The organism is Streptomyces verrucosisporus, from assembly GCF_017114865.1.
Lineage (GTDB): Bacteria > Actinomycetota > Actinomycetes > Streptomycetales > Streptomycetaceae > Streptomyces > Streptomyces fenghuangensis.
On sequence record NZ_JADEYH010000010.1, the window covers coordinates 150,767 to 177,118 of the forward strand.

Annotated in this window: 16 protein-coding genes; 5 read left to right on the forward strand and 11 right to left on the reverse strand. The window is 73.3% G+C overall.

Annotated elements, in window-relative coordinates; genetic code table 11:
• Window positions 1-253: 253 nt before the first annotated feature.
• The 5 genes from IQ279_RS13820 to IQ279_RS13840 all read right to left on the reverse strand — a co-directional run bounded on the left by IQ279_RS13820 (window position 254) and on the right by IQ279_RS13840 (window position 9,229).
• A complete protein-coding gene (locus tag IQ279_RS13820; RefSeq protein ID WP_206348826.1) occupies window positions 254-1,516 on the reverse strand; it encodes a TIGR02679 family protein in 1,263 nt (420 codons plus the stop codon).
• The gene (locus IQ279_RS13825) at window positions 1,513-5,682 is read right to left on the reverse strand and encodes a TIGR02680 family protein (protein ID WP_206348827.1); all 4,170 of its coding nucleotides are present in this window, start codon (window positions 5,680-5,682) and stop codon (window positions 1,513-1,515) included. Before IQ279_RS13825 ends, IQ279_RS13820 begins: the two co-directional genes overlap by 4 nt.
• The gene (locus IQ279_RS13830; RefSeq protein WP_206348828.1) at window positions 5,679-6,923 is read right to left on the reverse strand and encodes a TIGR02678 family protein; all 1,245 of its coding nucleotides are present in this window, start codon (window positions 6,921-6,923) and stop codon (window positions 5,679-5,681) included. The genes IQ279_RS13825 and IQ279_RS13830 overlap by 4 nt, the downstream gene beginning before the upstream one ends.
• Window positions 6,920-8,536, reverse strand: a complete 1,617-nt coding sequence (locus tag IQ279_RS13835) for a TIGR02677 family protein (protein WP_206348829.1) — start codon at window positions 8,534-8,536, stop codon at window positions 6,920-6,922. Before IQ279_RS13835 ends, IQ279_RS13830 begins: the two co-directional genes overlap by 4 nt.
• A gap of 177 nt (window positions 8,537-8,713) precedes the next feature.
• Complete coding sequence (locus IQ279_RS13840) at window positions 8,714-9,229, reverse strand: ATP-binding protein (protein ID WP_206348830.1); 516 nt, start codon at window positions 9,227-9,229, stop codon at window positions 8,714-8,716.
• A gap of 189 nt (window positions 9,230-9,418) precedes the next feature.
• Here IQ279_RS13840 and IQ279_RS13845 point away from each other — a divergent pair, with 189 nt between their 5' ends.
• Window positions 9,419-10,285: a helix-turn-helix domain-containing protein gene (locus tag IQ279_RS13845; protein ID WP_206348831.1), complete on the forward strand. Its 867-nt coding sequence runs from the start codon at window positions 9,419-9,421 to the stop codon at window positions 10,283-10,285.
• Window positions 10,282-10,503: a DUF397 domain-containing protein gene (locus IQ279_RS13850; RefSeq protein ID WP_206348832.1), complete on the forward strand. Its 222-nt coding sequence runs from the start codon at window positions 10,282-10,284 to the stop codon at window positions 10,501-10,503. Before IQ279_RS13845 ends, IQ279_RS13850 begins: the two co-directional genes overlap by 4 nt.
• A 196-nt stretch (window positions 10,504-10,699) precedes the next feature.
• On the opposite strand, the gene IQ279_RS13855 is transcribed toward IQ279_RS13850, so the two are convergent.
• The 4 genes from IQ279_RS13855 to IQ279_RS13870 all read right to left on the reverse strand — a co-directional run bounded on the left by IQ279_RS13855 (window position 10,700) and on the right by IQ279_RS13870 (window position 14,639).
• Window positions 10,700-10,873 carry a hypothetical protein gene (locus IQ279_RS13855; RefSeq protein ID WP_206348833.1) on the reverse strand — a complete coding sequence of 58 codons (174 nt, stop codon included), beginning with the start codon at window positions 10,871-10,873 and terminating at the stop codon, window positions 10,700-10,702.
• A 679-nt stretch (window positions 10,874-11,552) separates the two neighbouring features.
• A complete protein-coding gene (locus tag IQ279_RS13860; RefSeq protein WP_206348834.1) occupies window positions 11,553-12,041 on the reverse strand; it encodes a hypothetical protein in 489 nt (162 codons plus the stop codon).
• A 50-nt stretch (window positions 12,042-12,091) separates the two neighbouring features.
• Window positions 12,092-14,152, reverse strand: a complete 2,061-nt coding sequence (locus IQ279_RS13865) for a DUF6571 family protein (RefSeq protein WP_206348835.1) — start codon at window positions 14,150-14,152, stop codon at window positions 12,092-12,094.
• A 28-nt stretch (window positions 14,153-14,180) separates the two neighbouring features.
• A complete protein-coding gene (locus IQ279_RS13870; protein WP_206348836.1) occupies window positions 14,181-14,639 on the reverse strand; it encodes a hypothetical protein in 459 nt (152 codons plus the stop codon).
• A gap of 453 nt (window positions 14,640-15,092) precedes the next feature.
• On the opposite strand from IQ279_RS13870, the gene IQ279_RS28490 reads away from it, so the two are divergent.
• Window positions 15,093-15,215, forward strand: coding sequence for a hypothetical protein (locus IQ279_RS28490; RefSeq protein WP_277402541.1), 123 nt, complete (start codon window positions 15,093-15,095; stop codon window positions 15,213-15,215).
• A 545-nt stretch (window positions 15,216-15,760) separates the two neighbouring features.
• Here IQ279_RS28490 and IQ279_RS13875 read toward each other — a convergent pair.
• Window positions 15,761-16,030 carry a hypothetical protein gene (locus IQ279_RS13875; protein ID WP_206348837.1) on the reverse strand — a complete coding sequence of 90 codons (270 nt, stop codon included), beginning with the start codon at window positions 16,028-16,030 and terminating at the stop codon, window positions 15,761-15,763.
• Between the two features lie 531 nt (window positions 16,031-16,561).
• Here IQ279_RS13875 and IQ279_RS13880 point away from each other — a divergent pair.
• Entirely contained in the window at window positions 16,562-16,993 is a 432-nt protein-coding gene (locus tag IQ279_RS13880) for a PPOX class F420-dependent oxidoreductase (RefSeq protein WP_206348838.1), read from the forward strand.
• A gap of 153 nt (window positions 16,994-17,146) precedes the next feature.
• On the opposite strand, the gene IQ279_RS13885 is transcribed toward IQ279_RS13880, so the two are convergent.
• On the reverse strand, window positions 17,147-18,730 hold the full coding sequence (locus IQ279_RS13885) for an aspartate aminotransferase family protein (protein WP_307792350.1): 1,584 nt from the start codon (window positions 18,728-18,730) through the stop codon (window positions 17,147-17,149).
• 295 nt (window positions 18,731-19,025) lie between these two features.
• Between IQ279_RS13885 and IQ279_RS13890 the strand changes: the two genes are divergently transcribed.
• Window positions 19,026-26,352, forward strand: a 7,327-nt coding sequence (locus tag IQ279_RS13890) for a type I polyketide synthase (RefSeq protein WP_206348840.1), incomplete at its 3' end; no start/stop codon positions are given.

Genomic DNA, 26,352 nt, shown 5'->3' on the forward strand with positions numbered 1-26,352 from the left:
TGGTGCGTCACCACTGCGACGAGCTTCCGGGAAGCGGGTATCGCCGTCGTTACCCGCCCGCACCGCGGCCGCATCGACCGCGCATCACGGGGAGCCTCCACCTCCCCTCACTCCGGCTCCGCCCCGGCGGCGGACAACGACGGCGGGAGCGGGAACGGCGGCGGAAGCCCGCACTGCTGCGGCTGACCGTCCTCGCGCCCTGAAACGGCCGAAGGGGGCGTCTCCGGCCGGGGGTCTCCGCCGGCCGCGGGCCTCACGGAGTCGGCGCGAGGCCCGCGAGGTCACCGAGCAGGTCGTCGAGGACCGTCTCCTCCTCGACGCGCACGCCGAGTCCGGCGAGGGCGCCGGACAGGTCCGGGTCCCAGGGGGACTCGGCGGGGGTGCCCGTCAGGGCGGGTAGTCCGGACACGGTGGTGGCGGCGGCGCGGTAGTCGGCGCCCGTGTAGCGCCAGGGCCGCCACGGAACGGCGCGGGCCAGCGCGGCGGCGATGCGCAGCCCGCCCCAGTCGAAGTCGCCGTGGTACAGCAGCCGGGCGCCCCGGGCGTGCAGGCGGCGCAGCAGGGCGAGGGCGGCGGCCGAGGGCTGGCCCTGGAGGCAGACCATGGGCGGGCAGCCGGGGCCGTGGGCGTCGGCCGCCGCCGCGATCACGGCCGGGTTCTCGCAGACGTGGACGCGTCCGGAGGCCGCCTGCGGCACGAAGGAGGTTTCGCGGGCCAGTTGGCGCAGGGTGAGGACGGCGGGCTCGCCCGCACCGGCCGACCAGTCCAGCGCCGGAGTGCCGCGCAGGTTGAGGGTGAGGACGGTGGAGGACAGCTCGTCCTTCAGCAGTCCCGCCGAGGCCCACACCTCGCGCCGCCACCGGGCGCCGGAGCCGTCGGCGAAGCCGGTCAGCGCGCGTGTTCCGGACAGTACGAGGGTGGCGAGCGGTCTGCCGTCGTCCAGGGCGTGGGCGCTGCCGAGGGTCCTGGCGGCGAAGGCCGCCAGGGAGACCGGGGGGTCGGCGGGCAGCGCCCGCAGGGCCGCCGCCGCGTCCGCCAGGAGCGGGCGGGCCGCCTTTGGGGTCCGGGCCAGACGGCGGGCCAGGCCCTCCGCGCGCACCCGGGCGGCCCATTCGGCCAGTTCGGGGCGGGCGGCGCCGAGCTCGCCGAGCGGCGCGTGGGCCTCCTCCCAGGCCGCCGCCTCGGCCCGGCGCGTCTCGTCGAGCCGGGGCACGGGGCCGGTCAGGGCGGTCACGGCGGCGGCCAGCCCGTCCGGGCTGACTCCGGAGCGGCGCAGGATCTCGTCCACCGCCTCCAGACGCACCGTCAGGGAACGTCCGCCGCGCGGGGCACGGCCCAGCAGGCGCTCCGCCGCCGCCCGCTGGGCCGCGTCGGGAGCGGTCAGGGTGACCGCGCCGGCCAGGGGGCGGCCGCGGGCCATCCGGTGCCGGGCGCGGTCGAGGAGCCAGGCCAGTTCGGGTACGCCGAGCAGGCGGGTGAGGCGGGCGGTGTCGATCCGCTCGGGACGTGGAGTCATGTCCACGGGGAGTCCTGGGCCGTGGGCTTCCCGGTGCCTGCGGCGGCGACCGTCCCGGTGGAGGCCGCGGCCGGGGAGGCGTGTTCCGGCTCGCCGTACGCCTGCGGGTCCGCGCCCCGCGACCGCCGCGTCCCGTCCCACTCCCAGCGGGTCACCAGGACCGCGGAGATCTCGTCGACGCGCGAGAGCTGGGCGATGGCGATGCCCGGCACCTGCGGGTAACAGGCCCATTCGCGCTCGCTGGTCATCACCACGTCCAGGTCGAAGGCGTGCAGCAGCCCCAGGCACTTGGCGCGCGAGTCGTCGTCCACGCCGGCGAACGCCTCGTCCAGGGTGACCAGGCGCGGGGCGTGCTGCACGGAGGCGCTGGCGTAGTGCGCGGACGCGGCGGCGAACAGCGGCACCGACGCCGCCAGCACCCGCTCCCCGCCCGAGGCGGGCCCGGTGGCCGGGACCCACCTGCCGTGCTGGTGGCGTTCGATGCCGAACTCGTGCCAGGTGCGGTAGTCGAGGGCCGCGGTGAGGTCCTCCAGCCAGCTTCCGGAGCCGTCGTCGGCGTGCCGGCGCGCGATCTGCTCCTGGAGGAACCCGCCGACCGCAGCCCGGTCCTCCGGCGACCAGGCGTCGGCGGACTGGCGCAGCCTTTCGCGGGCCTGGGCGAGCCCGGGCGGCGCCTTCCGCGAGGGCCGCCACACCAGACGCAGCACCATGCCGGTGGAGGTCGGCCGCTCCTCCAGTTCGGCGTTCATGGCCCGCACCTGCCGCTCGGCGGTATCGATCAGTTCCTGGAGGGAGCCGGCGACCTCGGTGATGAGGTGGGTCTCCAGGATCTCCCGTTCGCGCGCGGACAGGATGCGGCTCAGCTCCTCCACCTCGGCGGCGAGCGCCTCGGCGAGTTCCGGCACGGCGCGCTCGCGCCCCTGGTAGACGATGTCGACGACCATGCCGTCCTCGCCACTGCGGGCCGAGGCGGTGTGCCCGTGCCTCGACAGCGCCTCCTGAAGCCTGGTCAGCTCCTCGCTCAGCCGCTTCTGCACTCGCTCCCAGGCGCCGTCGGAGTCGTCGGTCCCGGCGAGTTCGGACTCGACGGCGCGGGCCAGGACGACGGCCGGGGTCGCCGCCCACGGCCCGTCGGCCTCCGGCTGGCCGATGCCGGGCAGGGCCACCGCCAGCAGTCCGGTCGCCGCGAACCGCTGGAGTGCGGCGACGGCCCGGTCCCGGGCCGCCGCCGCCTCGGTGACATCCTCCTCCAGCTGTTCGATGCGTCCCTCGGCGCGGCCGGCGTCCCGGTCCGCCCGCTGATGCTCCTGGCGGGCCCGCTTCTGCTCCTGCCCGCACAGCCGTGCCGCCTCGACGGTCTCGGCCAGACGGCGCTGCAGGTCGGCGACGGCGGCGCCGACGGTGGAACGCAGGGTGGTGTGGTGCTCGTCGGCCGCGGCGGCCCGCCGCGCCGCCTCCTCCGTGCGCAGGGCCAGCTCGGCGGCCCGCTCCCCGGCCCGCTCCGCCTCGGCCCGTTCCTCGGCGAGGGCGCTCTCGGTGTCGGTGTGTTCCCTCAGCGCGGGCCACAGGGCGGCGAGGTGGGCGGTGAGATCGGCGAGGGCCTGGCGGACGGCCGCGAGTCCGGTGCGGTCGGCGGGCAGCCGGACGGCGGCGGCCGTCTCGGTGAGTTCGGCCGCGGTCCGCTCCGCCTGCCGGGCCGCCTCGGCCAGTTCGGCGGAGCGCTCCTCGTGGCGGGTGCGGGCCCGGCCGGCCGTGTCGGCGGCCGCGGCGGACAGCGCGTGGGCCCGGCGCAGGTCGTCGTCGCCGGGGAAGGCCGACAGTTCGGCGTCCAGTACGCGGCGGCGCTCCGCCACCGCGCGTGACGCCTCCTCCAGCCCGGCCAGCTCCTCGCGCGAAGCGGACAGCTCGTCCCGCAGGGTGGTGATGCGGGCGCGGCGGGCCTCCTCGCGGGCGCCCTCGCCCACGTACTCGGCGGCCGGTTTGCTCCAGCTCCCGGTCAGCGCCCCGGTCCGGAAACGGCCGTCCGGCGACACCCAGGTATCGCTCGCGCCGCTGTCTCCAGGGCCCGTACCGGGGTTCTCGCCCAGCTTGACCGCGGCCAGCAGCCGCGCCACGGTCTCCTCCGCCACACCGGCGGCCCGGACATCGCCGCGGTCCGGGGCCGGGCGCAGCACGTCGGCCAGGGTGGGCCCGGCGGCCGGGGTCCCGGAAACCGGCGTGGGCGCCAGCAGGACGTCGTGGCCGTCGGCGAGGACCGCGGCGCCGTCCGGGCGCACCCATGCGTCCAGCAGGCCGGACGCTTCCAGGGCCGCCTCCAGGCCCGCGCGCTCGGTCTCCGCGAGATGCGGGCGGAAGTCGACGAGCCGCCACAGCGGCGCACCGGCCGCCCGGTCCCTGACGCCGGGGGTGCGGGTGTACGGGCCCTGGGGGCCGCTCTGGCGTCCCGCCTCCAGGGCGGCCAGCTCCGCTTCCGCCTCCGCGGCCCGGCCGCGCGCCGCACGAAGCCGCTGGGCCAGGTCCGCCGCCCGGTCGGCCAGATGGGCCGCCCGGGCGCGGTGCGCGCCGGCGGCCGCCTCCCGCGCGGGCTCGGGGCCGTCCAGCCGGACCGCCCACTCCTGTGTTCCGTCCAGCAGGCCGGGCAGACCGGGGAGTTCCAGCTCGGTGCACCCGGCGACGTACTCGCGCACGCGGCCGGCCAGCGCCCGTCCCTCCTCGGTCACCCGCTCCTCCGCGCGGGCCAGCTCCCCGGTGCCGTGGACGAGGTCACGCTCCGCCTCGTCGGCGCGCGACAGGGCCGCCCGGCGCCCCTCCTCCGCGCGCCCGGCGCGTGCTGCCAGCTCCTCCACGTGCTCGACGGCGCGTCGCCTGCGGTCCAGTGCCTCCTCGGCCGCGCGGCGCAGCTCGGGCCCGGGCGCGCCCGCGGTGCGCAGCTCGCCGTCCAGCCGGGCGGCCCCGGCCGCCTCGCCGGCGCGCGCGCGGATCTCCTCAAGCGACCGCTCGGCCGCGGCCAGCCGGTTCCCGGCCGTCGCCAGCCGCCCCAGGGCCCGGGTGTGCGTCCCGGCGGCCTGCCGCCGGTCCGCCTCCGCCCGCTCCGCTTCGTCGGCCGTGCGCCGGGCGTCGGCCGCGGCCTGCTCCAGAGCCCGCGCGTCCCTCATTCCCGGGCCGGTGCGCAGGGCCTCCTGCTGCGCGGCGAGCCGTGCCGCGCGTTCCTCCAGCCGCGCGATCCGCCCGGCCGCGGCCTCGCGGTCCGCCTCCGCCCGCTCGCGCTCGGCCTGCGCCTGGGCCAGATCGCGCTGGAGCCTCTCGTAGCGGGCGTGCTCGGTGCGGGGCAGGCGGGCCCGGCGGCGGGCGGCGACCTTCGCGTAGCGCCGGTAGTGGCCGAGGAAGGCCGAGGAGGCCCGCTCGGCCTCGGTCGCCGCCCGCAGCTCCTCCTTCTCCTCCTCCAGCGACCGGAACGCCTCGGCCACATCGGCGACGAGGGCCTGGTCCATGGGCGGCAGCGCCTCGGTCAGGGCGCGGGAGAGGGCCGTCTCGCTGGGCCGTTTGGACAGCTGCGGCTGGCGCAGCTGAATCAGCATGTCGACCAGGGCCGCGTACCTGCGCTCGCCGAGGCCGAACAGCGCCTCGTCGACCGCTCTGCGGTACGCCCTCGCCGTGTCGTACACCATGCCCCGCCCGGCGAGGGCCTCCGCGAGCCGGTCGCGGGAGAGCGCGGTGCCGGTGGCGTCCAGCAGGCTCAGCTCCGCGCCGACGCGCTGGTCGGTGACGGCGAACCAGTGGCGGGCGATACCCCGGCCCGCGACCGCCTTCAGCCCGCACAGCAGGGTGCGGAAGCGGGCCTCGCCCGTCTCGTCCAGGCGGCCGAACTCGGCCCAGGTGTAGCCGAGCCGCTCGGGATGCGGGTGCTGCCCGCCCAGCAGCAGGTTCCACTCCATGCGCTTGCCCGGGTCGCCGTCGGGTTCCACGCGGCGCGCCGACAGGTCACCGTCCAGCAGGAGCGGCAGGGTCAGGGCCAGCACCTTCGACTTGCCGGTGCCGTTGTTGCCGCGCAGCAGCAGCCGGCCGTCGCGGAACCGGAACTCCTCCACGTCGTAGTGGAAGAGGTCGACCAGTCCGATGCGCAGGGGCTTCCAGCGCCCGGGGGCGGGGGTGGGGAGGGGGTTCACCGTGTGGGCCGCCTTTCACTTGCCTTCTTGCCCGCCGCCCTGCGGGGACCGGATTCCTTCACCACGGGCTCGCCGACCGCGTACCGTGCCAGCGCCGGACGCGGCAGGACGTCCCGGCCCGTGACCGTCACCAGGCCGAGCGCCGTGAGCCTGGCCAGCGCCCGATCCACCAGCTCGGCCTCCGCGCCCGGCTCCCGGGCCGACCTGGACCAGAAGCTGCCGTGCACGGCGGCGAGTTCGCGCACCCGCCGCTCCAGTTCGTCCCGGCCCACCGGCCCGCCGGCGGCGGCCAGGTGCCCGGCGAGCAGCAGGGTGATGTGCCCGTGGGTGCCCTGTTCGGGCATACGGGCGTCGGTGAGGTCGTCGTCGGGGTCGACCATGGCGATGCCCTCGGCCCGCACCTCGGGCACCAGACCGGTCAGTTCGGCGATCCGGGCGGTGAGGAAGCCGCGCTGGCGGTTGAGGTAGGCCAGCTCCTCCTCGGTGAGGGTGTCGTAGTAGAGCACCGGGTCGTCCAGCAGGCGGCGGGTGAGCTTCCAGCGGATGGCGCGGAACCTGAGTTCGTCGCTGTCCAGCGCGGACTGGGCGGTCAGCTCCGCCAGGCGGTCCTCGAAGCCCGCGGCGGTGACCATCGAGGGGCCGGTCCGGGTGGCGAGCAGCCCGGCCAGCACCCGCCGTTTCACGTCGTAGAGCACGTCTCCCGCCCCGGCCACGTAGGCCTCCTCGTCACCCGCCACCCGTCGCAGCACGCCCAGGCGCAGCAGCACCCGCACCACGGCCGCCAGGTCGCCGCGCTCGTCGCGTTTCTCCAGGGTGAAGGCGATCCCGGCGGCGGCAAGGTGGGGGTCGGCGGCGTCCAGCACCACCTGCTCGGCCAGCCGCCCGAGCGCGACCTGCGCCTCACCCCGCTCCAGTGCGGCCAGTGCCAGGCACAGCAGGACGTAGCGGCGGCGGGTGAAGGGCTGCGCGGCCCGGCCGGCCTCGCGCGCGGGGTGGGTGGGATCGTCCAGGGTGCCGGGGGTCTTGCGCAGCCGGGCGGCGTCGGTGTCCACCCGCAGTGGCCAGCCGGTGTTGCGGTCGAACCACTCGCGCAGCTCCGCCGCGTACTGCCGCACCAGGCGGAACTCGTCGCCGTGGGGGCCGTCCGCGGTCAGCAGCGGCTCCTTCAGCAGCGCGCGGGCGGCCTTGCGGAGGTTCGCGGCGCGCTGTCCGTCGAGCACCTCGGCCAGTGGGGTGGTCACCGGTGGGCCTCCTTCCCGGCGGGGTCGGTGTGGTCGGTGTCGGCGGAACTGGTGAGGTCGGTGATCTCGACGAGGTGGTCGGGGCCGCGAAACGTCCCGTCCGGAGTGGGGATCTCGGCCGTCCTGCCGTCGGCCAGGGCGGTGAGCCGGATCTCCAGGGAGCCGTCGCCGCTGGTGGCAGTGGTGGAGGACATGCCGGGCCGCCAGGTGGCCAGGGCGTCGCCGAGCAGCCGCAGGAACAGACCGAACGCGGACGGGTCCAGTTCGCCCAGCCGCGAGAGGCGGATCTCGCCGCCGGTGGCCAGCCGGGCGCGGGCGGCCGCGGTCTGCTCGGCCTGGCGGGCGGCGATCTCGGCCAGCCGCGCCCGGTCGGCGGCGCGGCTGACCACCCTGCGGGGCTTGCCGCGCCGCTCGTAGCTGCCGGTGCGCCGCAGCTGCGGGCTGATGCGCAGCGGCTCTGCCCCGGCCCAGGCGGTGGTGGGCGGTACGGGGTCGGCCGCGCGGGCGGTGAGGGTGTCGGCGTCCACGGTGAGGTGGCGGGAGGAGTGGAGGCCGAAGGCCGCCCGCCACAGCCGGTGCCGCGCCGCGTCGTCGGGCGCCTCGGCGAACCAGCGGGCGAGGGTGCGGAAGTCCGCCGACCGGTCCGAACGCCCGGCGCGCCGCTCGTTGAGCCGGCGCACCACGGCCAGGAGCTGGGGGATCGCGCCCAGAGCGCGGCCGCGCAGCAGCCTGGCCTGCGACTCGTGTCCCTGGCCGGAGACGAACCAGTCGGTCAGTCCCGACCAGCGGTCCCGCCACCTGCGGTACGCGGCCCGCTCGGCGTGCCCGGCCTCCTCCGGTGCGGCGTCGGCGGCCTCGCGGGCCGCGGCCAGCCGCAGCAGCGGGCGTACGCGGTCGTGCTCCTCCAGCTCCCCGATCAGGGCGGCGATCAGACCGCCGAGAGTGATCAGGTCCTGGATGAACCGCCTCAGGTAGTCGATCAGCCGGTCCTTGTAGGCGAGGAAGGCCTCGACCTCCACCTCGTGCAGGTCGATGGTGCGCTGCAGCGATCCCATGAACGCCCGCGCGTTCTCGGCGAGATCGGCGAACCGCGCGGTCAGCGTGGACAGGGTGAGATATGCCTTGGCCCGGTCCGGTTCGTCCTCGGCCGCGATCACCAGCAGTGCCCGGAGCTGGGTGACGATGTCGTGCAGCGCCACCGCCTGGAGCTCGCCGCGCCGCCCCAGCTCCTCCTCGTACGTCCCCAGCGCGGTCTCGGCCGCCTCGCCGGCCCGGGTGAGCTGGTAGATGAACCGCTTGCGGTAGAAGTCCTCGACCGCCGTCACCCGCGCGGTGTCGGGGTCGGCACGCAGGTTGCCCCACTCCACGAGGCTGTCCAGCGCCTTGACCACCGTGTCCAGGTCGGCCGACCGCTCCCCGGGCCCCGGCTCCAGCGCCGCCTGGACATCCTCGGGCCGCAGGTGCACCGCGAACCGCTCCTTGGCGGCGGCGAACGTCCGCATCACCTGCCGGTACAGGGCGGCGTTGGGGACGGTCAGATGGGCGAAGGGCGCGTAGTCGGCCGGGCCGGGCAGGCCGGGACCATGGTGCCGGCCGTGGTGCTGGGAGGACATCACCGCCGATTCTCCCCGATCGCCCCGGCCGCCCGCAGGCGGTACCGGAATCCGGCGGCGGAGGGCGGGACCCGTACCGGCACGCCCTGTGACGATGCCGCTCCGGCGGAGCGGGGTACTTCCGGGCGGACGCCGCAGAGGCGGGGAGCGGGGGCGCGGTGGAGCGGCGGGCCGCGCCTACGACGGCTCGCGCCGGGCGGGCACCCGGCAGCGCACCTGCTTGCCGATGGACGAGCGCCGCACCTGCCAGCCCGGGGCGAGCAGGTCGAGCAGACCGAGCCCGCGCCCGGACTCGGCCACCGCGCTGCCCAGCGGCACCGTCCCGCGGCGCGGCAGGGCGGTGAGGTCGGGATCGGGGTCGTGGACGTTGACGGCGATGCCGTAGGAGGCCGCGTACACCTCCACCACCACCGGCACGTGGTCGCCGCAGGCGCGCACCGAGTTGCCGACCAGCTCGGAGACGACGAGCTGCGCGTTGTCGACGTCCTCGGCCACGATGCCGTGCCCGCGCAGCACCATCGGGACCAGCCGCCGCACCGACCGCAGGGCGGCGCCCGTGGCGCACACGTGCGCCACGAAACCGCCTGCGCGAGGCCGCAGGTAGTAGCCGGGAACGTTGGGGTTCGGCGGCACTCCGGGAATCCCGGAAAGCCCGGAGGAACGGTGGGCGGGTCCGGCGGGGATGGGGCGCATGCGTCGTCTCCTCGTGGTCGGGCGGTGGCGGGCGTGGGCCGCAAGCGGCCTGCAACTTCGGCCACTCAGAGCCATCTTGAGCACAGCTCTGCATACAGAAACGAGAAAACTGCAAATTTGTCACCCGAAAAGCTGGATGAGGTTTCTCGCTGCTCGACTTGCGGAGGTGGCGGGTGCCAGACTCAGGCCATGCCAAACGCGCGTCCTGTGCCCACCATCCGCCGCCGTCGCCTGGGCGAAGCCCTGCGTCGCTACCGGACGGAAGCCGGACTCACCCTGGATGCGGCAGCGGAGCGCATGGGCTGGATCGGTCCGAAGCTGTCACGCATCGAGACGGCCACGGCCTACATCAAGCCTGGCGACGTGGCCAAACTGCTCAGCAGCTATGGAATCGGCGATCCCGAGGTGGTCGAGGCTCTGGAAGGGCTCGCCAGGGACGCCCGCAAGCAAGGGTGGTGGCAGACGTACAGCGGCATCGTCTCGCCCTCCTACGCCGACTACATCTCTCTGGAATCGGATGCGGAGAGCGTCCGCGAGTTCGCCCCTCTGCTGATTCCGGGCCTGCTCCAGACCGCTGCCTACGCACGGGAGACCATCGCGGCGAACGCGACCGGACGCAGCCAGGAGGAAGCGGCCGCACTGGCCGAGGTGCGGATGGCGCGTCAGTCCGTCCTCACCCGGCCCGGCGCGCCCCTGGAGCTGTGGGCCGTCATCCATGAAGCGGCGCTCCACCATCGCTTCGCCGTACGCCCCGCGACCATGCGCGAGCAACTGCGCCGCCTGCTCGACGCGTCAGAGATGTCGAACGTCACCGTGCAGTTGATGCCGTTGGACTCCACCGCCCATCCGGGCATGGTGGGTGGTTTCACCCTGACCAGCTTCCCCAGGCCCATGCCACCGGTCGCTCTGCTGGAGAACCTCAGCGGTGCGACATACGTTGAGGGAGACGAAGCGACGCCCTTCGCAAAAGCCTTCGACCGCATCCGCGCGACGGCCCTGTCTGTGGAGGACTCGCTCGCGAGGATCGCCGAGCTGGAAGAAGGGCACCGGAAGTGAACGATCCGAAGGTGGAGCTCTACACGTACGACCTGACGGAAGCCATATGGCGGAAGGCGTCCGCCAGCGGTCCCGAGCACAACTGCGTGGAGGTCACCGACCTGCCCGGCGGCGGCAAGGCCGTACGCGACTCCAAGCGACCCGACGCCGCCCCCCTGCGCTACACCGCCTCCGAGTGGGAGGCGTTCCGGCAGGGAGTCATCGCCGGGGAGCTGTGACTGGCGATGACCCCGCCGCAGGGATGCCGGCCGAACCGCCGCGTCGGCGGGGAGGGCCTGCCATCGAGTACTGCCTCAATCCGCTCATGGTCTTCCGCGCCACAAGAAGACGGCAAGAGGGTGGAGTGCGCTCACGGAGCGACGGGCACCCCGCGCCTCACTCTCACTGGAGGCGGGACCCGCTTGAAGGCGCTCCTCAGTTCGAGCAACCGCCCGCCGCATACTGCTCGTTGTCGTTCACCCTGATCACGCCGTTGAAACACATCCGCTGAGAGGGTGAGACCACCACATACGGCGACCAGTTCTGCGAGGCGTAGTCGTTGCCCATCGCGTAGCCGCCGCCGGTGTCCTTCCACACCTCAGAAACCAACTCCCGGGCTCCGATGTACGACGTAGTCCGTGTCCAGTTCCCAGAACATGCCCAGGACCAGCGCAGTTCCACAAGTCCGATCACGTTCCCGTTACGACGGATACTCGCCGACGCCGCGGTCAACCCGTTCGGGCAGTCGTAATACGGGTTGCCGTCACCCCCGACGTCCGCGCTGGCCGAGCCCGTCATGAGACCGGCCATGAGTGCCGCACACATCGCGACGACCGCCCCGCGCCTGTTAACGATTCGCATGCCGTGCCCTCCCTGAGAAACAGTCCTGGCAGGGAAGTTCTAACTGGGCCCTGGCAGTACCGCACCAGAAACACCGATTCTGGACTCACGAAGGCTGGAAATCACCGTAAGAAACTCAACTCCCGACCGCGCTCTGTCGGGCACGCCAAGTTGACGTACATGTCCCCAGGTGAGGGCGTGCAGGAACGTGCCCGGTGTGGAGGGGGCGCGCATTCCGGAAGACGCGCGGGACAGCGCTCCGTGCCGCAGTACGTCCACATCGTGTTGCCGACGCGGGTACGGGGAGGCGGTTTTCCATGACGGCGGACAACGACGGCGGGGCCGGGAACGGCGGCGGAAGCGGTGGCGGGAGCGGCGGGCCCGTGAACGGTTGGCGGGCGCGGACGCGCCGCCCCCCGCCACACAACCTCTGAGACAGGCACCGTGGCTACTCCTCGCAGCCCATTCCCGCAGCCGCCTCCGGCAGGTAGGCGCGGGCGAAACCCATGAGCTGTCGGCGACGTTCCGCCACGTTCTCGGGCTTCTTCTCGTCCAGGACGATCTCAAGAGTGAAGTACTGTTTCTCGCCCTCGTACACGCAGTCGTCCGTCACCAGGGCCCCGTCGTCGCCGAGCGCCGCACGGGCCCCGAGATCGACCGCTTCGGGATTGGCGAGCCGATGCACGACACCGTGGGCGAGCTTCAGCGGATCGACCTCGTCAGGATGGCGGTCCTTGCGTAGGATCATGGCCCGTCGCCGGTCCACCGTTATCCAGCAGGTCTTGCTGCGCGCCTCCCGGACACGGTACTCCTCCTCGACCGACTCCCCCGGCGGCAGCAGCGGAGCGGTCAGAGAATCCTTGACGGCGGTCCCGCAGACCGCCTGCGGAACCGCGTAGTCCTGGGACTCCGAGCACGCGGTCACGGTGGCGAGCACCGATACCGCGAGGAAACAGCCGGTGAGCCGATGACGCGGCGGCCGGCGCCTCACTGCTGCCCTGCCAGGCCCTTGGCGCGGTTGTTCCCGTCGTAAGCCGCGGCACTGATCTCATTCCGTACGCTGAAATCCATCTTCACCTCGGGGTGATCGGGATTGGCGTCCAGCCACAGGAACGCCAGTGCTCTGAGCTGCTTCTCGCGCACGTCGAAGGCCTTTCCGTTCTCCCGGCTGATCTCGTCGTCGATGCGCGCCTGCTCCTCCAGTTGCCATTCATACGCGATCGCGTCCACACCGCGCTGAGCCGCGTCGCCGACGACGGGGATGAAATTCGCCGCACCGCCGACGAGGTGGTAGCCCCACTTGGCGTCCCAGGAGGGATCGTCCTTGTCGGTGTCCAGAGCCTGGTACCGGGCCTCCTCCAGGAATCCGGTCGTATGGCCGGCGCGTAGCAGGGTTTCCTTCGGGTCATCGGGAGTGCCCGTGTTGATGTCCCGGCCCATCTCCCTGAGCAGCCCCTCGTTGAGGATTCCGTACGCCTCCTGGTTCCGGGACACCTGTTTGCTGACCTCCAGCAGTTGCTTCCTGTCCAACGGGCTCTCGTACGGGTCGAGACTGCTGGACGCCTCATGCACGGTGTCCGAGTGGTTGGCGAGGACCTTGGCCATGTCGCCGCGGATCTCCGGCGGGAAGTCGTCGCCCGTCGCCGACAGATACTTCAGTGAACGCTCCAAGACCGCGCCGTGCTGGTCCGTGTGCGGCACGAAGGCCGCGCTGTCGTCGTGGGGGTCGATGCCGGTAGCCGCCGCGAAGAGCGCGTCGCCGATGGCCTCGCGGGCGGCGAAGGGCGGGTCCTGCCCGATGCCGTCGGGGAAGCCCTCCCGTTCCTCGAGCACGTACCGGGCGTTGTCCTGCGGGTGCGTGGAGGTGAAGAACTCGGTGGACGCCTCGGGGCTGCGGCTGAGCGCCGTCATGAAGCCGGTCATCGGGTCCCGTCCCAGGTCGTTGTCGGCGCCGCCCGGGTTGAGGATGGTGTGCCCGGAGGTGAGTCCCTGCCAGTAGCGGCTCGGCAGGCCCATCTCCTTCTCCCGCCCGACCAGGGCGTCGCCGTAGTCGTTGAGGAAGTCCTTGTCGTATGTGCCGTGGTGCATCAGGTTGCTCATGACCTGGAAGCCGTACGGGCTGCCCTGGGTGGGGATGTCCAGTTGCCTGGGCCCGAGGTCGATGACCTCCTTCTTCCACGCCCGCATGGCGGGGCTGTCGCTGTGCGACGCCTCGGCCAGGACGACGCCGAGGTTCTCCTGCGCCTCCTTCAGCTCCTCGATCCGCTCGTCGCTGAAGGGACCGCCCTGCCGGGGGTCGTTGAGGTTCGCGTAGAACTCCAGGAAGCCCTTGCCGCCCATGCCGGTCGCGAACCGCTCGGCGAAGGCCGGGTTGTCCATGTTCTCGGCCACGTGATCGTTGAACCGCTTGAGTTCGGCGTCCGTCATGGACGATCCCCTGGACGCCATTTCAAGGGCCTTCTCGGCCTCCCTGACACCCTGCTGGTCCCGGTAGTCCCGCAGGGAGGAGTAACTGTCGCCGCCGAAGTCGTACGGGTGTCCGGCGACGACGGCCCGCAGTGCGGCGGCCATCGTCTCGTCCGCCCGGCTCGCCTTGTCGACCGCCTGGCTGATCCGGTCCCGCACGGAGTCCAGCGTCTCCTGCGTGGGCCCGGGGTCGGTGTTGCCCTCGCCGCGCCGGTCGGGATGCACGGAGCGGGCGACGACCCCGTTGGGCCAGACGGTCACACCCTCCGGGGGGTTGTCGACGATCCGCTTCAGCTCGTCCCGGGCCGCCTTGATGGTGTCGTGGCCGTCCCGCAGGACGTCGCGGATGCTGGTCGCCTGGGTGACCGCGTCCTGGAACTCCTTGGCGGTCTTGTCCACGAACGTCCGCGTGACGGCGGCGTTCTCCCCCTGCCAGTCCGCCTTGTCCGACTTCGCCTTCATGTCGTTCCTGGCTTCGTCGGACAGGTTCTCCAGCTTGGTGACGGTCGTCGTCCAGTCCGTGACCGCATCACCGAGCCTGCCCAGCCGGACGTGCAGCACGTCCTCGAACTTCGCTCCCATTCCTGCCTGCTTCCTCCTGCCGGGTCCGTCAGCGGTAGTAGTCGCTGATGCGGGACGGGTTCATCAACTGTCCCCGGAGGTTGCGCATACCGGTCTCGATCCTCTCCTCCTCCGCTCCGTAGCTCCTGGAGGAGAAGTCCAGGTGGTTGGAAATGTGCGCGCAGGCCTCCAGCAACGTGCCGACCTGCCTCTCCCAGGTCTCCGCGACCTGGGACAGCGCGGCGCCCGAGGTGAAGTTGTCCCCGCTCAACTGGGTGCCTGCGCTCCTGCTGGCCGACACGGAATGCCTGCCGCCCGCCTTCAGGCCGGTATGCAGGCCGTGCGCGGCCCGGCCGATCAGTCCGAGGTCGTCCTGCTGGACGGTGAGACCGCCCTGACCGCCGCCTCCACCACCCCCGCCACCGTCGAGTCGGTTCAACCGTGTCTGCGCAGAACGCTCCTGACCGGCCTTCGCCACCAACTGCGCCCACTCTTCGTCGAACGACACGCGCCGCTCCCCTTCCCCGCTCGGTCCACGGTCCGCTACCGGATGCTTACGCTACTGCGGGACGTGAAGCCGGTCCTGACCGGGTGAAGGGGTCACCCTACGGGGCGTCACCTCGCAGAGCGATCGCCGTGACGGCAGCACCCTCTCCCCGACAGCCCTTACACCCCTTCCTCAGAGCGGGGCACGACCACTACAGGGCCGCGAGGAAACTCGCGGACGGCGGTGCGCTCACCGGGCCCGCCGACCATCTGGCGGGGATCGCCGCCGAGTGCGTCATCAAGGCCATGCTCATCGACTTCTTCGGCTCGAAGCAGGACCGCCCCGAAGCGATGCCGTACAACCCGGCGAAGAACGTGGCGCACGGGCATCTGCCCCGCGTGCTTCCTGACCACCGAGTTCGAGCCGGGCGACGCGCCGTACTCGCCCATCCCGATCCTGTTCGGCAACGACCTGGTGGGGCTGGACCCGCTGCGCAGCCGCAAGTGGCCCGAGCTGCCGTTCGTCGAGGCGGCCTACCGGACGTTCGTGACCACCGTGGAACGCGAACCCCCCGACCCGTACGAGGAGGCACGGTGAGCGGACCGACCGTGAACGAGTACCGGGCCCTGCTGACCGGCGCGCTCGGCGAGGCCCCCGACGCGGACACCCGGCCGCCGGACTTCCGGACGCTGTTCACCCCGTCGTCCCACCGGCTGGCTCTGGCCCCGGACGTCACGGTGGTGCGCGGGGCGCGCGGCACCGGCAAGACGTCCTGGGCCAGAGCCCTGGCCGATCCGCGGCTGCGCGAGGTGGCCGCCGCCGCGTACATGATGCCCAGGCTGCGCGACGTCGAGGTGGTCACCGGGTTCGGGCGCGGGAACGACGAGAGTCAGGCGTTCCTCGACAAGTGGGCGATCAGGGAGCTGGTGGACGGCAGGGAGTCCGCCGGGGAGCGGTGGTCCTTCAAGAACCTGTGGTCCGCCGTCGTGCTGAAGGCGCTCGGGACGCCGGAGGTGCAGCGCGGAAGCTGGCCCGAGCGCATCCGCTGGGCGGGGGAGAACTCCGGGGTGTACGGAACGGCGCTGCGGCGGGCCGACCGGGAGACCCGGAACCGGGGCCGGACCGCCCACCGGCCGCGGGCCTCACGGGGCCGGTACGAGGTCGGAGAGCAGGTCGCCGAGGACCGTCCCCTCCCCGACGCGCACGCCGAGTCCGGCGAGGGCGCCGATCCTCCCCGATCGCCCCGGCCGCCCGCAGGCGGTACCGGAATCCCGCAGCGGCCGGGGCGGGCCGCCGGCCCCGTGCCGGCGCGGCAGGGCGGTGAGGCCGGGAGCGTCGGGACGCGGCGGCACTCCGGGAAGCCCGGAGACCTTGGAGGGACGGTGGGCGGGTTCGGCGGGGACGGGACGCATGTGTCGTCTCCTCCGCCTCCTGGCCGGCCTGCACCGCCCGTGCGGCGGGCTCGCGTCCCTGAACCCGTGAACGGCTGGTGGGGCGCCCTACGGGCGTCATCCCGTGGAGCGAACTCATATAGCAGGACGTCGGGGGACTCGCGTTTTTCGGACATTTTTCCGGCCGGTCGGTCCGGGTGGCGAGCCGCCGATGTCCGAATTCGGCACGGATTTCGTGCGGCGGACGACGGCCGGCCGCCGGGTCAGGGCCCCTGCGGAGGGAAGTCGGGGCGGCATCGCGAGGATCAGGGAGAGAGGCTGTCCGGATCGCTTCGGCGTCGGGAAAGAATCGCCCGGAACATCCGGCAGGGATCACCGAGAAGCGGATTCCGAAGCCGGAGGGGCGGATTCCGGGCACGCGCATGCCGGGCCCCGGAGAATGGCCGGTCGTGCCGGTGGCGGACACCGGGGCCGTCCTAGTATGAGAGTCAAGAAAAAGGGGCAGCACGCCTGCGCCGACCTCAAGGCGATACGAAAGGCTGATATCGGGGCATGACCGCTACATCCTTCAACCCTCACGCGCTGCTCGCGAAGAGCCAGATCGGTGTGCTTGCGACCATCAAGACGGACGGACGGCCCCAACTCTCCCCCGTCCAGCCGTTCTACGACGAGCCGGCGGGCGTGATCTACGTGTCCACCAGCGCGGGGACGGCGAAGGTGGCGAACCTGCGGCGGGACGCCCGGGCCACGCTGGAGGTGACCAACCCCGACGGCCTGTCGTGGGCCACCGCCGAGGGCGTCGCCACGCTCACCGGGCCGGGCACCTCCCCTCACGGACCCGAGGTGGAGGCACTGGTGGACTACTACCGGGTCGCCGCCGGGGAACACCCGGACTGGGACGAGTACCGGGAGGCGATGGTCTCCGGTCGCCGGGTGCTCATCACCATGACGGTCGACCACGTCTACGGAGCCGACATCAGCTGACGGGACCGCGAGCGCGGGAAGGCCCGCGCTCCGGGAAGACCGCGTCCGGGACGGGAAGTGTCCTGCGGCCGTGCGTGCCGCAGGACACTTCCCGTTTCCGGGAGAGGCCGCCCGCGTGTACCGGACCGGTGGGGCGGGACCGGTGGGGCGGGCTCAGGCGCGCGCGTGCAGCAGCGTCTCGCCGTCCTGCTTGCGCAGGACCGCGATCAGGTCGCGCAGGCCCTTGTCGGCCCGGGCGATCTCGTCGTCCGTGAGGTACACGGACGGTTCGAGGCGGAGGGTGTTCGTGGCGCTCGCGGTGGGGAAGATGCGGATCGCGTGAACGCGCAGCAGGTAACCGGCGAAGAGATAGCCGAGGAGGCCGGCCTGCGCCTGGTCGCGGATGATCTCCGAGGCGGACTCGGACTGGTCGTGGAACTCCAGGCCGATCATCAGTCCCTTGCCGCGGACGTCCTTGACGACGTCGCCGAACTCCTCCCTCAGTCGGCCGAGCATCTCCAGGAGCCGGTCACCGCGTTCGGCGGCCAGCCGGTACGCCCTGCCGTCGTCGGCCTCCAGCAGGTCCACGGTGCGGCCGGCGATGAGGGTGGAGAAGCTGTCCTTGGCGTATGTGGAGCTGTGGACGAGCTCGAAGTCGGTCCGGTAGCGGGAGCCCCGGATCAGGGTGAGCGCGGCCTTGGCGACGCCGCCGCCGAGGCTCTTGGCGAGGGTGTAGTAGTCGCCCTGGAGGCCGAGGTGCGAGCTGGCGAAGAACGCGCCGGAGCGGCCCATACCGCTCTGCACCTCGTCCACGATGATCGGGCAGTCGATCGTGGCGCAGACCTCCTGGATCCGGCGTACGGCGTCCCGGTCCAGGACGCGGATGCCGGCCTCGCCCTGGATGGGCTCGAGGACGAAGGCGCAGATGACCGGCAGTTCCCGCTCCACCAGGCGGACGACGCCGTCCTCGACGGTGAGGTCCACGACCGTCCTGCGCTCCTGTGCCACGGTCTCCTCCAGCGCGTCCGGCCGGTCGAGCGGCACGAAGCGGCACTGGGCGGCCAGGGCGGCGAACGGGGCGCGGTAGCCGGTGTTGTGGGTGAGCTGGACGCTGCCGACCAGCTTGCCGTGGAAGGAGCCCTCCGGGGCCAGGAACACCGGAGGGGCGGACACGCGTCTGCTGTTGGCGGCCCGGACCGCGTCGAGCAGGCCGTCGATGTCGTCGGCGTCCTCCGGCGCGGCGTCGGGGGCGAGGAGGCCGGCAGCGCCGTCGGCGGCGACACGGGCGCCGGAACGCACCGCCGCGCGGGCCTCGCCGAGGTGGGCCTCGATCTCCTCCGTCAGCTCGGCCAGCTTCATCACCCGGTCCAGCTCGGCGTGCTTGACCGCCACCTCGATGGCCTCGGCGCCGCTGTTGGCGAAGACGGCCGAGTAGTGCTCGTCGGTGCCGAACTCCCGCCGGAGGATGCCGTTGACCTTCCAGGCGAGGTCGTTGGCGTACGGGTGCCGGGAGAACTGGGCGTGAATCGGGGTCCCCTGGTCGAGCAGGGACTTGGCGTAAGCCACGATCTCCGGATTGTTGTGTCCGAGTATCGCCGATCCGTAGCCGCCCACCAGGTCGAGGACGGGGATTTCCGCGCCCTGGTCGTCACGGTAGAAGAGGGTGTTTCCCCGGGAGCGGACGTACTCGACGCCGAGTCCGAGCGAGGACAGCCATCCGGCAAGGTGCGGTTCCGCCAGTTCGATTTTCTCGACCACCGGGTTTCCTCTCCGTTTTATTTCTGCCCGACCGATTTCGACAGACCCTAGCATTCACATCTCTCACCTGCCGGTTCTGCCGTAATGAGCCAGTAACGCCACGCTCTCCGGTAAATCTCCGGAAAGCCTTCGGTAATTGACCGTCCTCCCGGCGCTTTCATTCCGGAGCGAACGGAAGGTTACCGGTCCGGGACTGGACTCCGGGTCGATTCGAAAGAACTCCGGATACGCTCGCCCGGAGCGCATGGTCGTTACCCGAGGTGATTTCCAGCAATGGAAGGGCAGCCGAGCGAAAATGACGAGTGAGCGACACTCCGCAACGATCAACCCACTGGATCGGCAGGAACCGATCGCCATCGTCGGCCTGTCCTGCCGGCTCCCCGGGGCCGCCGGTCCCGAAGCGTTCTGGAGGCTGCTGCGCGAAGGCCGGGACGCCATCACACGGATGCCCGGGCACCGGTGGGAGCCGATCTCGGCGGACGCCCGCAGCGAGATACGCCGGGGCGGGTTCCTGGACGCCGTCGAGGAGTTCGACGCCGCCTTCTTCGGGATCTCGCCCCGCGAGGCCGTGGTCATGGACCCGCAGCAGCGGCTGCTGCTGGAGATCACCTGGGAGGCGCTGGAGGACGCGGGGATCGTCGCGGCGAACCTCGACGGCAGCCCCACGGCCGTGTTCGTCGGCACCGCCCGCGAGGACTACACGAGCCTGCTCTACCGTCAGGGCTCCGCCGCCATCACCCAGCACACCGTCGCCGGCACCCACCGCGGCATCATCGCCAACCGGGTCTCGTACGCGCTCGGGCTGAACGGACCGAGCCTCACCGTCGACACCTCCCAGTCCTCCTCGCTGGTGGCCGTGCACCTCGCGTGCGAGAGCCTGCGCGCGGGAGAGGCGGAGCTGGCGCTCGCGGCGGGCGTCAACCTCAACCTCCTCGCCGAAGGGGTGGTGGGCGCCGAGCGGTTCGGCGGGCTCTCCCCGGACGGGCGCTGCTTCACCTTCGACGCCCGGGCGAACGGCTATGTGCGCGGGGAGGGCGCGGGCATGGTCGTGCTCAAGCCGCTGCGTCGGGCGCTGGCCGACGGCGACCGGGTGCACGGCGTGATCCTCGGCAGCGCGGTCAACAACGACGGTGCCACGCCCGGTCTCACCGTGCCCAGCGCCACCGCACAGGAGAAGGTGGTCCGGCTCGCCCAGCGGCGGGCGGGGGTCGCGCCGGACACCGTCCAGTACGTCGAGCTGCACGGCACCGGAACCCCGGTCGGCGACCCGATCGAGGCCGCCGCGCTCGGGGCGGCGGTCGGTGCGCTCAAATCGCCCGGGGACCCGCTGCGGGTGGGGTCGGTGAAGACGAACATCGGGCACCTCGAAGGAGCCGCCGGCATCGCCGGGCTCATCAAGACGGTTCTCTCCGTCCGCCACCGCATGCTCCCGCCCAGCCTCAACTTCCGCACCCCCAACCCCGAGATCCCGCTCGACACGCTCAACCTGGCGGTCAACGACCGGCTGGACCAGTGGCCGCACCCCGAGCGGCCACTGGTCGCCGGCGTGAGCTCCTTCGGCATGGGCGGCACCAACTGCCATGTGGTCGTGGGCGAGACGCCCGACGCGGGAGAGCCCGGGACCGCCCCGCGCACTCGCCCCGCGGACGCCGTGCTGCCCGTCGTGGTCTCGGGGCGGGGTGCGCAGGCGCTTCGCGCACAGGCCGGGCGGCTCGCCGAGTTCGTCGAGAGCCATGATGACGCCGAGCCCGCCTCCGTCGGCCTGTCGTCGGTCCTCACCCGGTCGCGGCTCGGCCACCGGGGCGTCGTGCTCGCCGCCGACCGGGACGAACTGGCCTCTGGACTCCGCGCGCTGGCGTCGGGGCTGCCCGCCGCCGCGGTGGTGACGGGGGCCGTGGCGACGGGCCGGCTGGCGATGGTCTTCACCGGGCAGGGTGCCCAGCGGACCGGGATGGGCCTGGAGCTGCACGCCGCGTTCCCGGCGTTCGCGGCGGCCTTCGACGAGGTGTGCGCCCACCTCGACCCGCTGCTGGAGCGGCCGCTGCGCGAGGTGATCACAACGGGCGAGGGGCTCGACGAGACCCGGTACACCCAGCCCGCGCTGTTCGCCGTCGAGGTCGCGCTGTTCCGGCTGTTCGAGTCGTGGGGGATACGGCCCGACCTCCTCGCCGGGCACTCGATCGGCGAGGTCGCCGCCGCCCATGTCGCCGGGGTCCTCTCGCTCGCCGACGCCTGCACGCTGGTCGCCACCCGGGGCCGGCTGATGCACGAGCTGCCCGCCTCGGGCGCCATGGTCGCCGTGCAGGCCGCCGAGGACGAGGTGCTGCCGCTGCTGGCGGGCAGGGAGGGCGAGGTGGCGGTCGCCGCCGTCAACGGCCCCGCGTCACTGGTGCTCTCCGGCGACACGAACACGGTGCTGGAGATCGCCGCAGCCCTGAAGGACCGGGGGCACAAGGCCAAGCGGCTGACGGTGAGCCACGCCTTCCACTCCCCGCACATGGACGGGATGCTCGAAGAATTCCACCGGGTGATCACCGGGCTGGCCTTCCACCGGCCCCGTGTTCCCGTCGTCTCCACGGTGACGGGCGAGATCGCGGCGCCCGGGCTGCTGGCCTCCCCCGAGTACTGGATCGAGCAGGTACGCCGGCCGGTGCGGTTCATGCAGGCCGCACGGACCCTGGAGGCGCGGGGAGCACGAACCGTCCTCGAACTGGGGCCCGACGGCGTCTGCTCGGCGATGGTGGCCGAGAGCGTACTCGACAAGGACTCCGTCGCCGCCGAACCGGCACTGCGCCCGGGACGGCCCGAGGAGCGGACGGCCTGGACGGCGCTGGCGCGGGTCTTCGTCCGCGGTGCGGCGGTGGACTGGGAGGCCGTGTTCGAGGGAGCCGGGGGACGCCGGATCGATCTGCCGACGTACGCGTTCCAGCGGGAGCGGTACTGGGTGACGGATACGGCGCGCGCGGAGCCCGACGCGGCCGGTGGTTCCTCAGCACCCGCGCCCGGTCCGGGCGCCCTGCCCGCCGCCGTACGGCCGAAGCACGCGGTCGGGACGGCGGGCGAGCGGTCGGCGGTCGAGCTGGTGACCGCGCATGTCGCCGCCGTCCTGGGATACGCCCCCGGGCGGGCCGTCGAGATGGACGTGCCGTTCCGGGACCTCGGGTTCAGCTCCCTGATGACCGTCGAGCTGCGCGAGAACCTCACCGAAGCGACCGGGCTGCGGCTGCCGACGGGGCTGGTGTTCGACCATCCAACCCCCAGGGCGCTGGCGGAGTTCGTCGCGGCCGAGCTGGCGGGTGCGGACACGGACGAGACCGGTGAGGCGCTGCCGGAGGCAGTCTTCGGGACCGGTCCGGGTCCGGTTGGACGGGACCCGGACGACGAGCCGATCGCGATCGTCGGCATGGCCTGCCGGTACCCCGGTGGTGTCGCCTCCCCCGAGGACCTGTGGCGGCTGGTGGCCGAGGGCGGCGACGCGATCTCCGCGTTCCCGACCGACCGGGGCTGGGCCGAGGACCTCTACGACCAGGACCACGAGCGTTCCGGCAAGAGCTACGTCCGCGAGGGCGGCTTCCTGCATGACGCGGGCCGTTTCGACGCCTCCTTCTTCGGGATCTCCCCGCGCGAGGCACAGGCCATGGACCCCCAGCAGCGGCTGCTGCTGGAGACCGCCTGGGAGGCACTGGAGCGGGCCGGAATGGTCCCGCAGGAGCTGCGCGGCAGCCGTACCGGGGTCTTCGTCGGCGCGACGGCCGGGGACTACGGGCCCCGGATGCACGACGCGCCCGAGGGGGTCGAGGGACACCTGCTGACCGGCGGCACGGCGAGCGTGATGTCCGGGCGGATCGCCTACCAGTTCGGGTTCCTGGGGCCCGCTATGACCGTGGACACCGCATGCTCGTCGTCGCTGGTCGCGCTACACCTGGCGGTGCAGTCGCTGCGGCGAGGCGAGTCGAGCCTGGCCATCGCGGGCGGGGTGACGGTCATGTCGACGCCCGGCATGTTCCTGGAGTTCTCGCGGCAGCACGGGCTGGCGGCGGACTCGCGTTGCAAGGCGTTCGCCGCGGCGGCCGACGGAACCGCGTGGAGCGAGGGCGTGGGCCTGCTGGTCGTGGAACGGCTCTCCGACGCGCGCCGCAACGGCCACCGGGTTCTCGCGGTGGTGCGGGGCTCGGCCGTCAACTCCGACGGCGCGTCCAACGGGCTGAGCGCCCCGAACGGGCTGTCGCAGCAGCGGGTGATCCGGCAGGCGCTCGCCGACGCCGGGCTCACCACGGCCGACGTCGACGTCATGGAGGCGCACGGAACCGGCACCGCGCTGGGCGACCCCATCGAGGCGGAGGCCGTCCTCGCCACGTACGGGCAGGGCCGGGAGGGCCGGGAGCCGGTGCTGCTCGGCTCGCTGAAGACCAACATCGGACACGCGCAGGCCGCCGCCGGCGTCGGCGGCCTCATCAAGATGGTCCAGGCGATGCGGCACGGCGTCGTACCGTCCACGCTGCACGTCGACGAGCCGACACCGCACGTCGACTGGACGTCCGGCGCGGCCGAACTGGTCCGCGAGCGGCGGCTGTGGCCGCACACCGCCGCACCCCGGCGAGCCGCCGTGTCGTCCTTCGGGATCAGCGGCACCAACGCACACGTGATCGTGGAGCAGGGGGACACGGCGGAGCCGGCCGGGGCGGAAACGGCGGCCGCGGCGCCCCTGGAAGGCACGGCCGCGGCCTCCCCCGCCCCCCGCACCCCCTGGGTCCTCTCCGCCCCCACCGAGGACGGCCTGCGCGCGCAGGCCGGGCGGCTGCGGGAGTTCGTGGAGGCTTCGGACCAGGTGCGCGCCGGGGACGTCGGGCTGGCACTGGCGGCCACCCGGACGGCGTTCCGGCAGCGGGCCGTGGTGCTGGGCTCGGACATCGGCGAGCTGCTGGCCGGGCTGGACGCGGTCGCCGGCGGGGCGGAGGCACCGAACGTCGTGCGCGGCACCGCCGGTGAGACGGGCCGGACCGCGCTGCTGTTCACCGGGCAGGGCGCCCAGCGGATCGGGATGGGCCGGGGACTGTACGAGGCGTTCCCGGTGTTCGCCGAGGCGCTGAACGCGGTGTGCGCGGCGCTCGACCCCCATCTGGAGCGGCCGCTGCGCGAGGTGCTGTTCGCCGAGGAGGGCAGTGCCGCGGCGGAGCTGCTGCATCACACGCGGTACACCCAGCCCGCGCTGTTCGCCGTGGAGGTGGCCCTCTTCCGGCTGCTGGTCGAGCGGGACGGGGTCGTGCCCGACCTCCTCGCCGGGCACTCGATCGGCGAGCTGGCGGCGGCCCACGTCGCCGGCGTGCTGTCGCTCGAGGACGCCGCCACGCTGGTCGCGGCCCGGGGCCGGCTGATGCAGGCGGCCCGCTCGGACGGAGCGATGATCGCGGTCCAGGCCGACCCGGACGAGGTCGCCGAGTCGATCGCCGGGCACGCCGACGCCGTCTCCCTCGCCGCCGTCAACGGGCCCCGCTCCGTGGTCCTGGCGGGCGACGAGCCGGTGGTCACCCGGATCGCGGAGGAGTGGCGCGAGCGCGGCAGCCGCACACGCAGGCTCCAGGTGAGCCACGCCTTCCACTCGCCGCACATGGACGGCATCCTCGACGAGTTCCGCGAGGTGGCCCGGTCCCTGACCTTCCACCCGCCCGCGATCCCCGTCGTCTCCACGGTCACCGGGGAACCCGCCGGGCCCGAGTTGCTGTGCTCCCCCGACTACTGGACCGACCAGATCCGCGCCACCGTCCGCTTCCACGACGCCGTACGGTCGCTGCGGGCGCTCGGTGCCGGACTGTTCGTGGAGGTGGGCCCGGACGCCGTCCTCACCGGCATGGCGCGGGAGGCGTTCGCCGAGGACGAGGACGGCGGCGGCTCGGTGACGGGCGTCGCGCTCTCGCGGGCCGGACGGCCGGAGACGGACACCTACACGACCGCCCTCGCGCGACTCCACGCGGCCGGCGGCGAGGTCGACCTGACCGCGTACTTCCCCGGCGCCACCGGGACCGACCTGCCGACGTACGCCTTCCGCGGCGAACACTTCTGGCTGGCCCCCGGCGCCCGCCTCGACGCCCACGGGCTCGGGCTGGACCCGGCCGGTCACCCGCTGCTGGGCGCGGCGGTGGAGGTGGCCGGTGGCGAGGACCTCGTCCTCACCGGCCGGCTGTCGCCGCGAACGCACCCGTGGCTGGCGGACCACGTCGTGGAGGGCTCGGTGCTGCTGCCCGCCACCGCCTTCCTGGAGCTGGCCCTCGCCGCCGGGGGCCGCGTGGGCGCGGACACGGTCGAGGACCTCACCCTGGAGACACCGCTGGCGCTGTCCGAGCAGGACCCGGCGCGCCTCCAGGTCAGGGTGACCGCCCCGGACGGCACGGGCGCCCGGTCGTTCACGATCCACTCGCGCCCGGCCGCCGCCGACGACGACACGGCCGCGGACCGGCCGTGGACCCGGCACGCCACCGGTGTCCTCGCCCCGGCCGCCGGCCCGGCCGCACCGGCCGGGGACACGGGCGCCTGGCCGCCCGCCGGTGCGGTGGCGCAGCCGGTCGACGACGCCTACACCACGCTGCGGGACCTCGGCTACGACTACGGGCCGGCGTTCCAGGGCGTGCGGGCCGTGTGGCGGCTCGGCGACGACCTCCTCGCGGAGGTGGCGCTCGCCGATGAACAGCGTGAGGACGCCGCCCTGTTCGGGCTGCATCCGGCGCTGCTCGACGCCGCGCTGCACCCGTTGCTGCCGTCGGCGGCCGGGGACCCGGAACAGATCCGGCTGCCGTTCTCCTGGACAGGGGTCCGGCTGCACGCGGCCGGGGCCACGGCGCTGAGGGTGCGGATCTCGCCCCTGGGCACGGACGCCTTCCGGCTGGCGGTCGCCGACGGCACGGGCGCTCCCGTCGTGACCGCCGACTCCCTCACGCTGCGCCCGGTGGACCGCGCCAGGCTCGCCACGGCCACCGCCACCCGCGACGACTCCCTGTTCACCGTCGACTGGCCCGCGCTGCCCGCGCCGGAGGTCCCCGCGTGGAGCCGGAGCGACCTCACCGGTCCGGCCGGTCTGTCCGACGTCGCACCGGCCGACCTCATGGTGGCCACCCTCGCCGCCGACGGCAAGGCGACGCCCGCCGCCGCGCACGACGCGACCGCGGGGGCGCTGGAGCTGGTCCAGTGGTGGCTGGCCGACGAGCGGTTCGCGGAGTCCCGGCTGGTCGTGGTGACCACCGGCGCCGTCGCGGCGCTGCCCGGCGACGAGGTGACCGACCTGGTGCACGCGCCCCTGTGGGGTCTGCTGCGCACCGCGCAGACCGAGCACCCGGACCGGATCGTGCTCGTCGACCTCGACGGGAAGGGCGACGCGGGGGCACTGGTGGCCGCCGCCGTGGCCACCGGAGAGCCGCAGATCGCCGTACGGGACGGGCTGCCGCACGCCCCGAGGCTGGCCCGCGCGGCGGACCGCCGCACCGATCCGCCGCGGCTCGACCCGGAAGGCACGGTGCTGATCACCGGCGGCACCGGCGGTCTCGGCGCGCTGTTCGCCCGGCACCTGGTGACCGGGCACGGTGTCCGACGCCTGCTGCTGACCAGCCGGCGCGGACCCGGCAGCCCCGGCG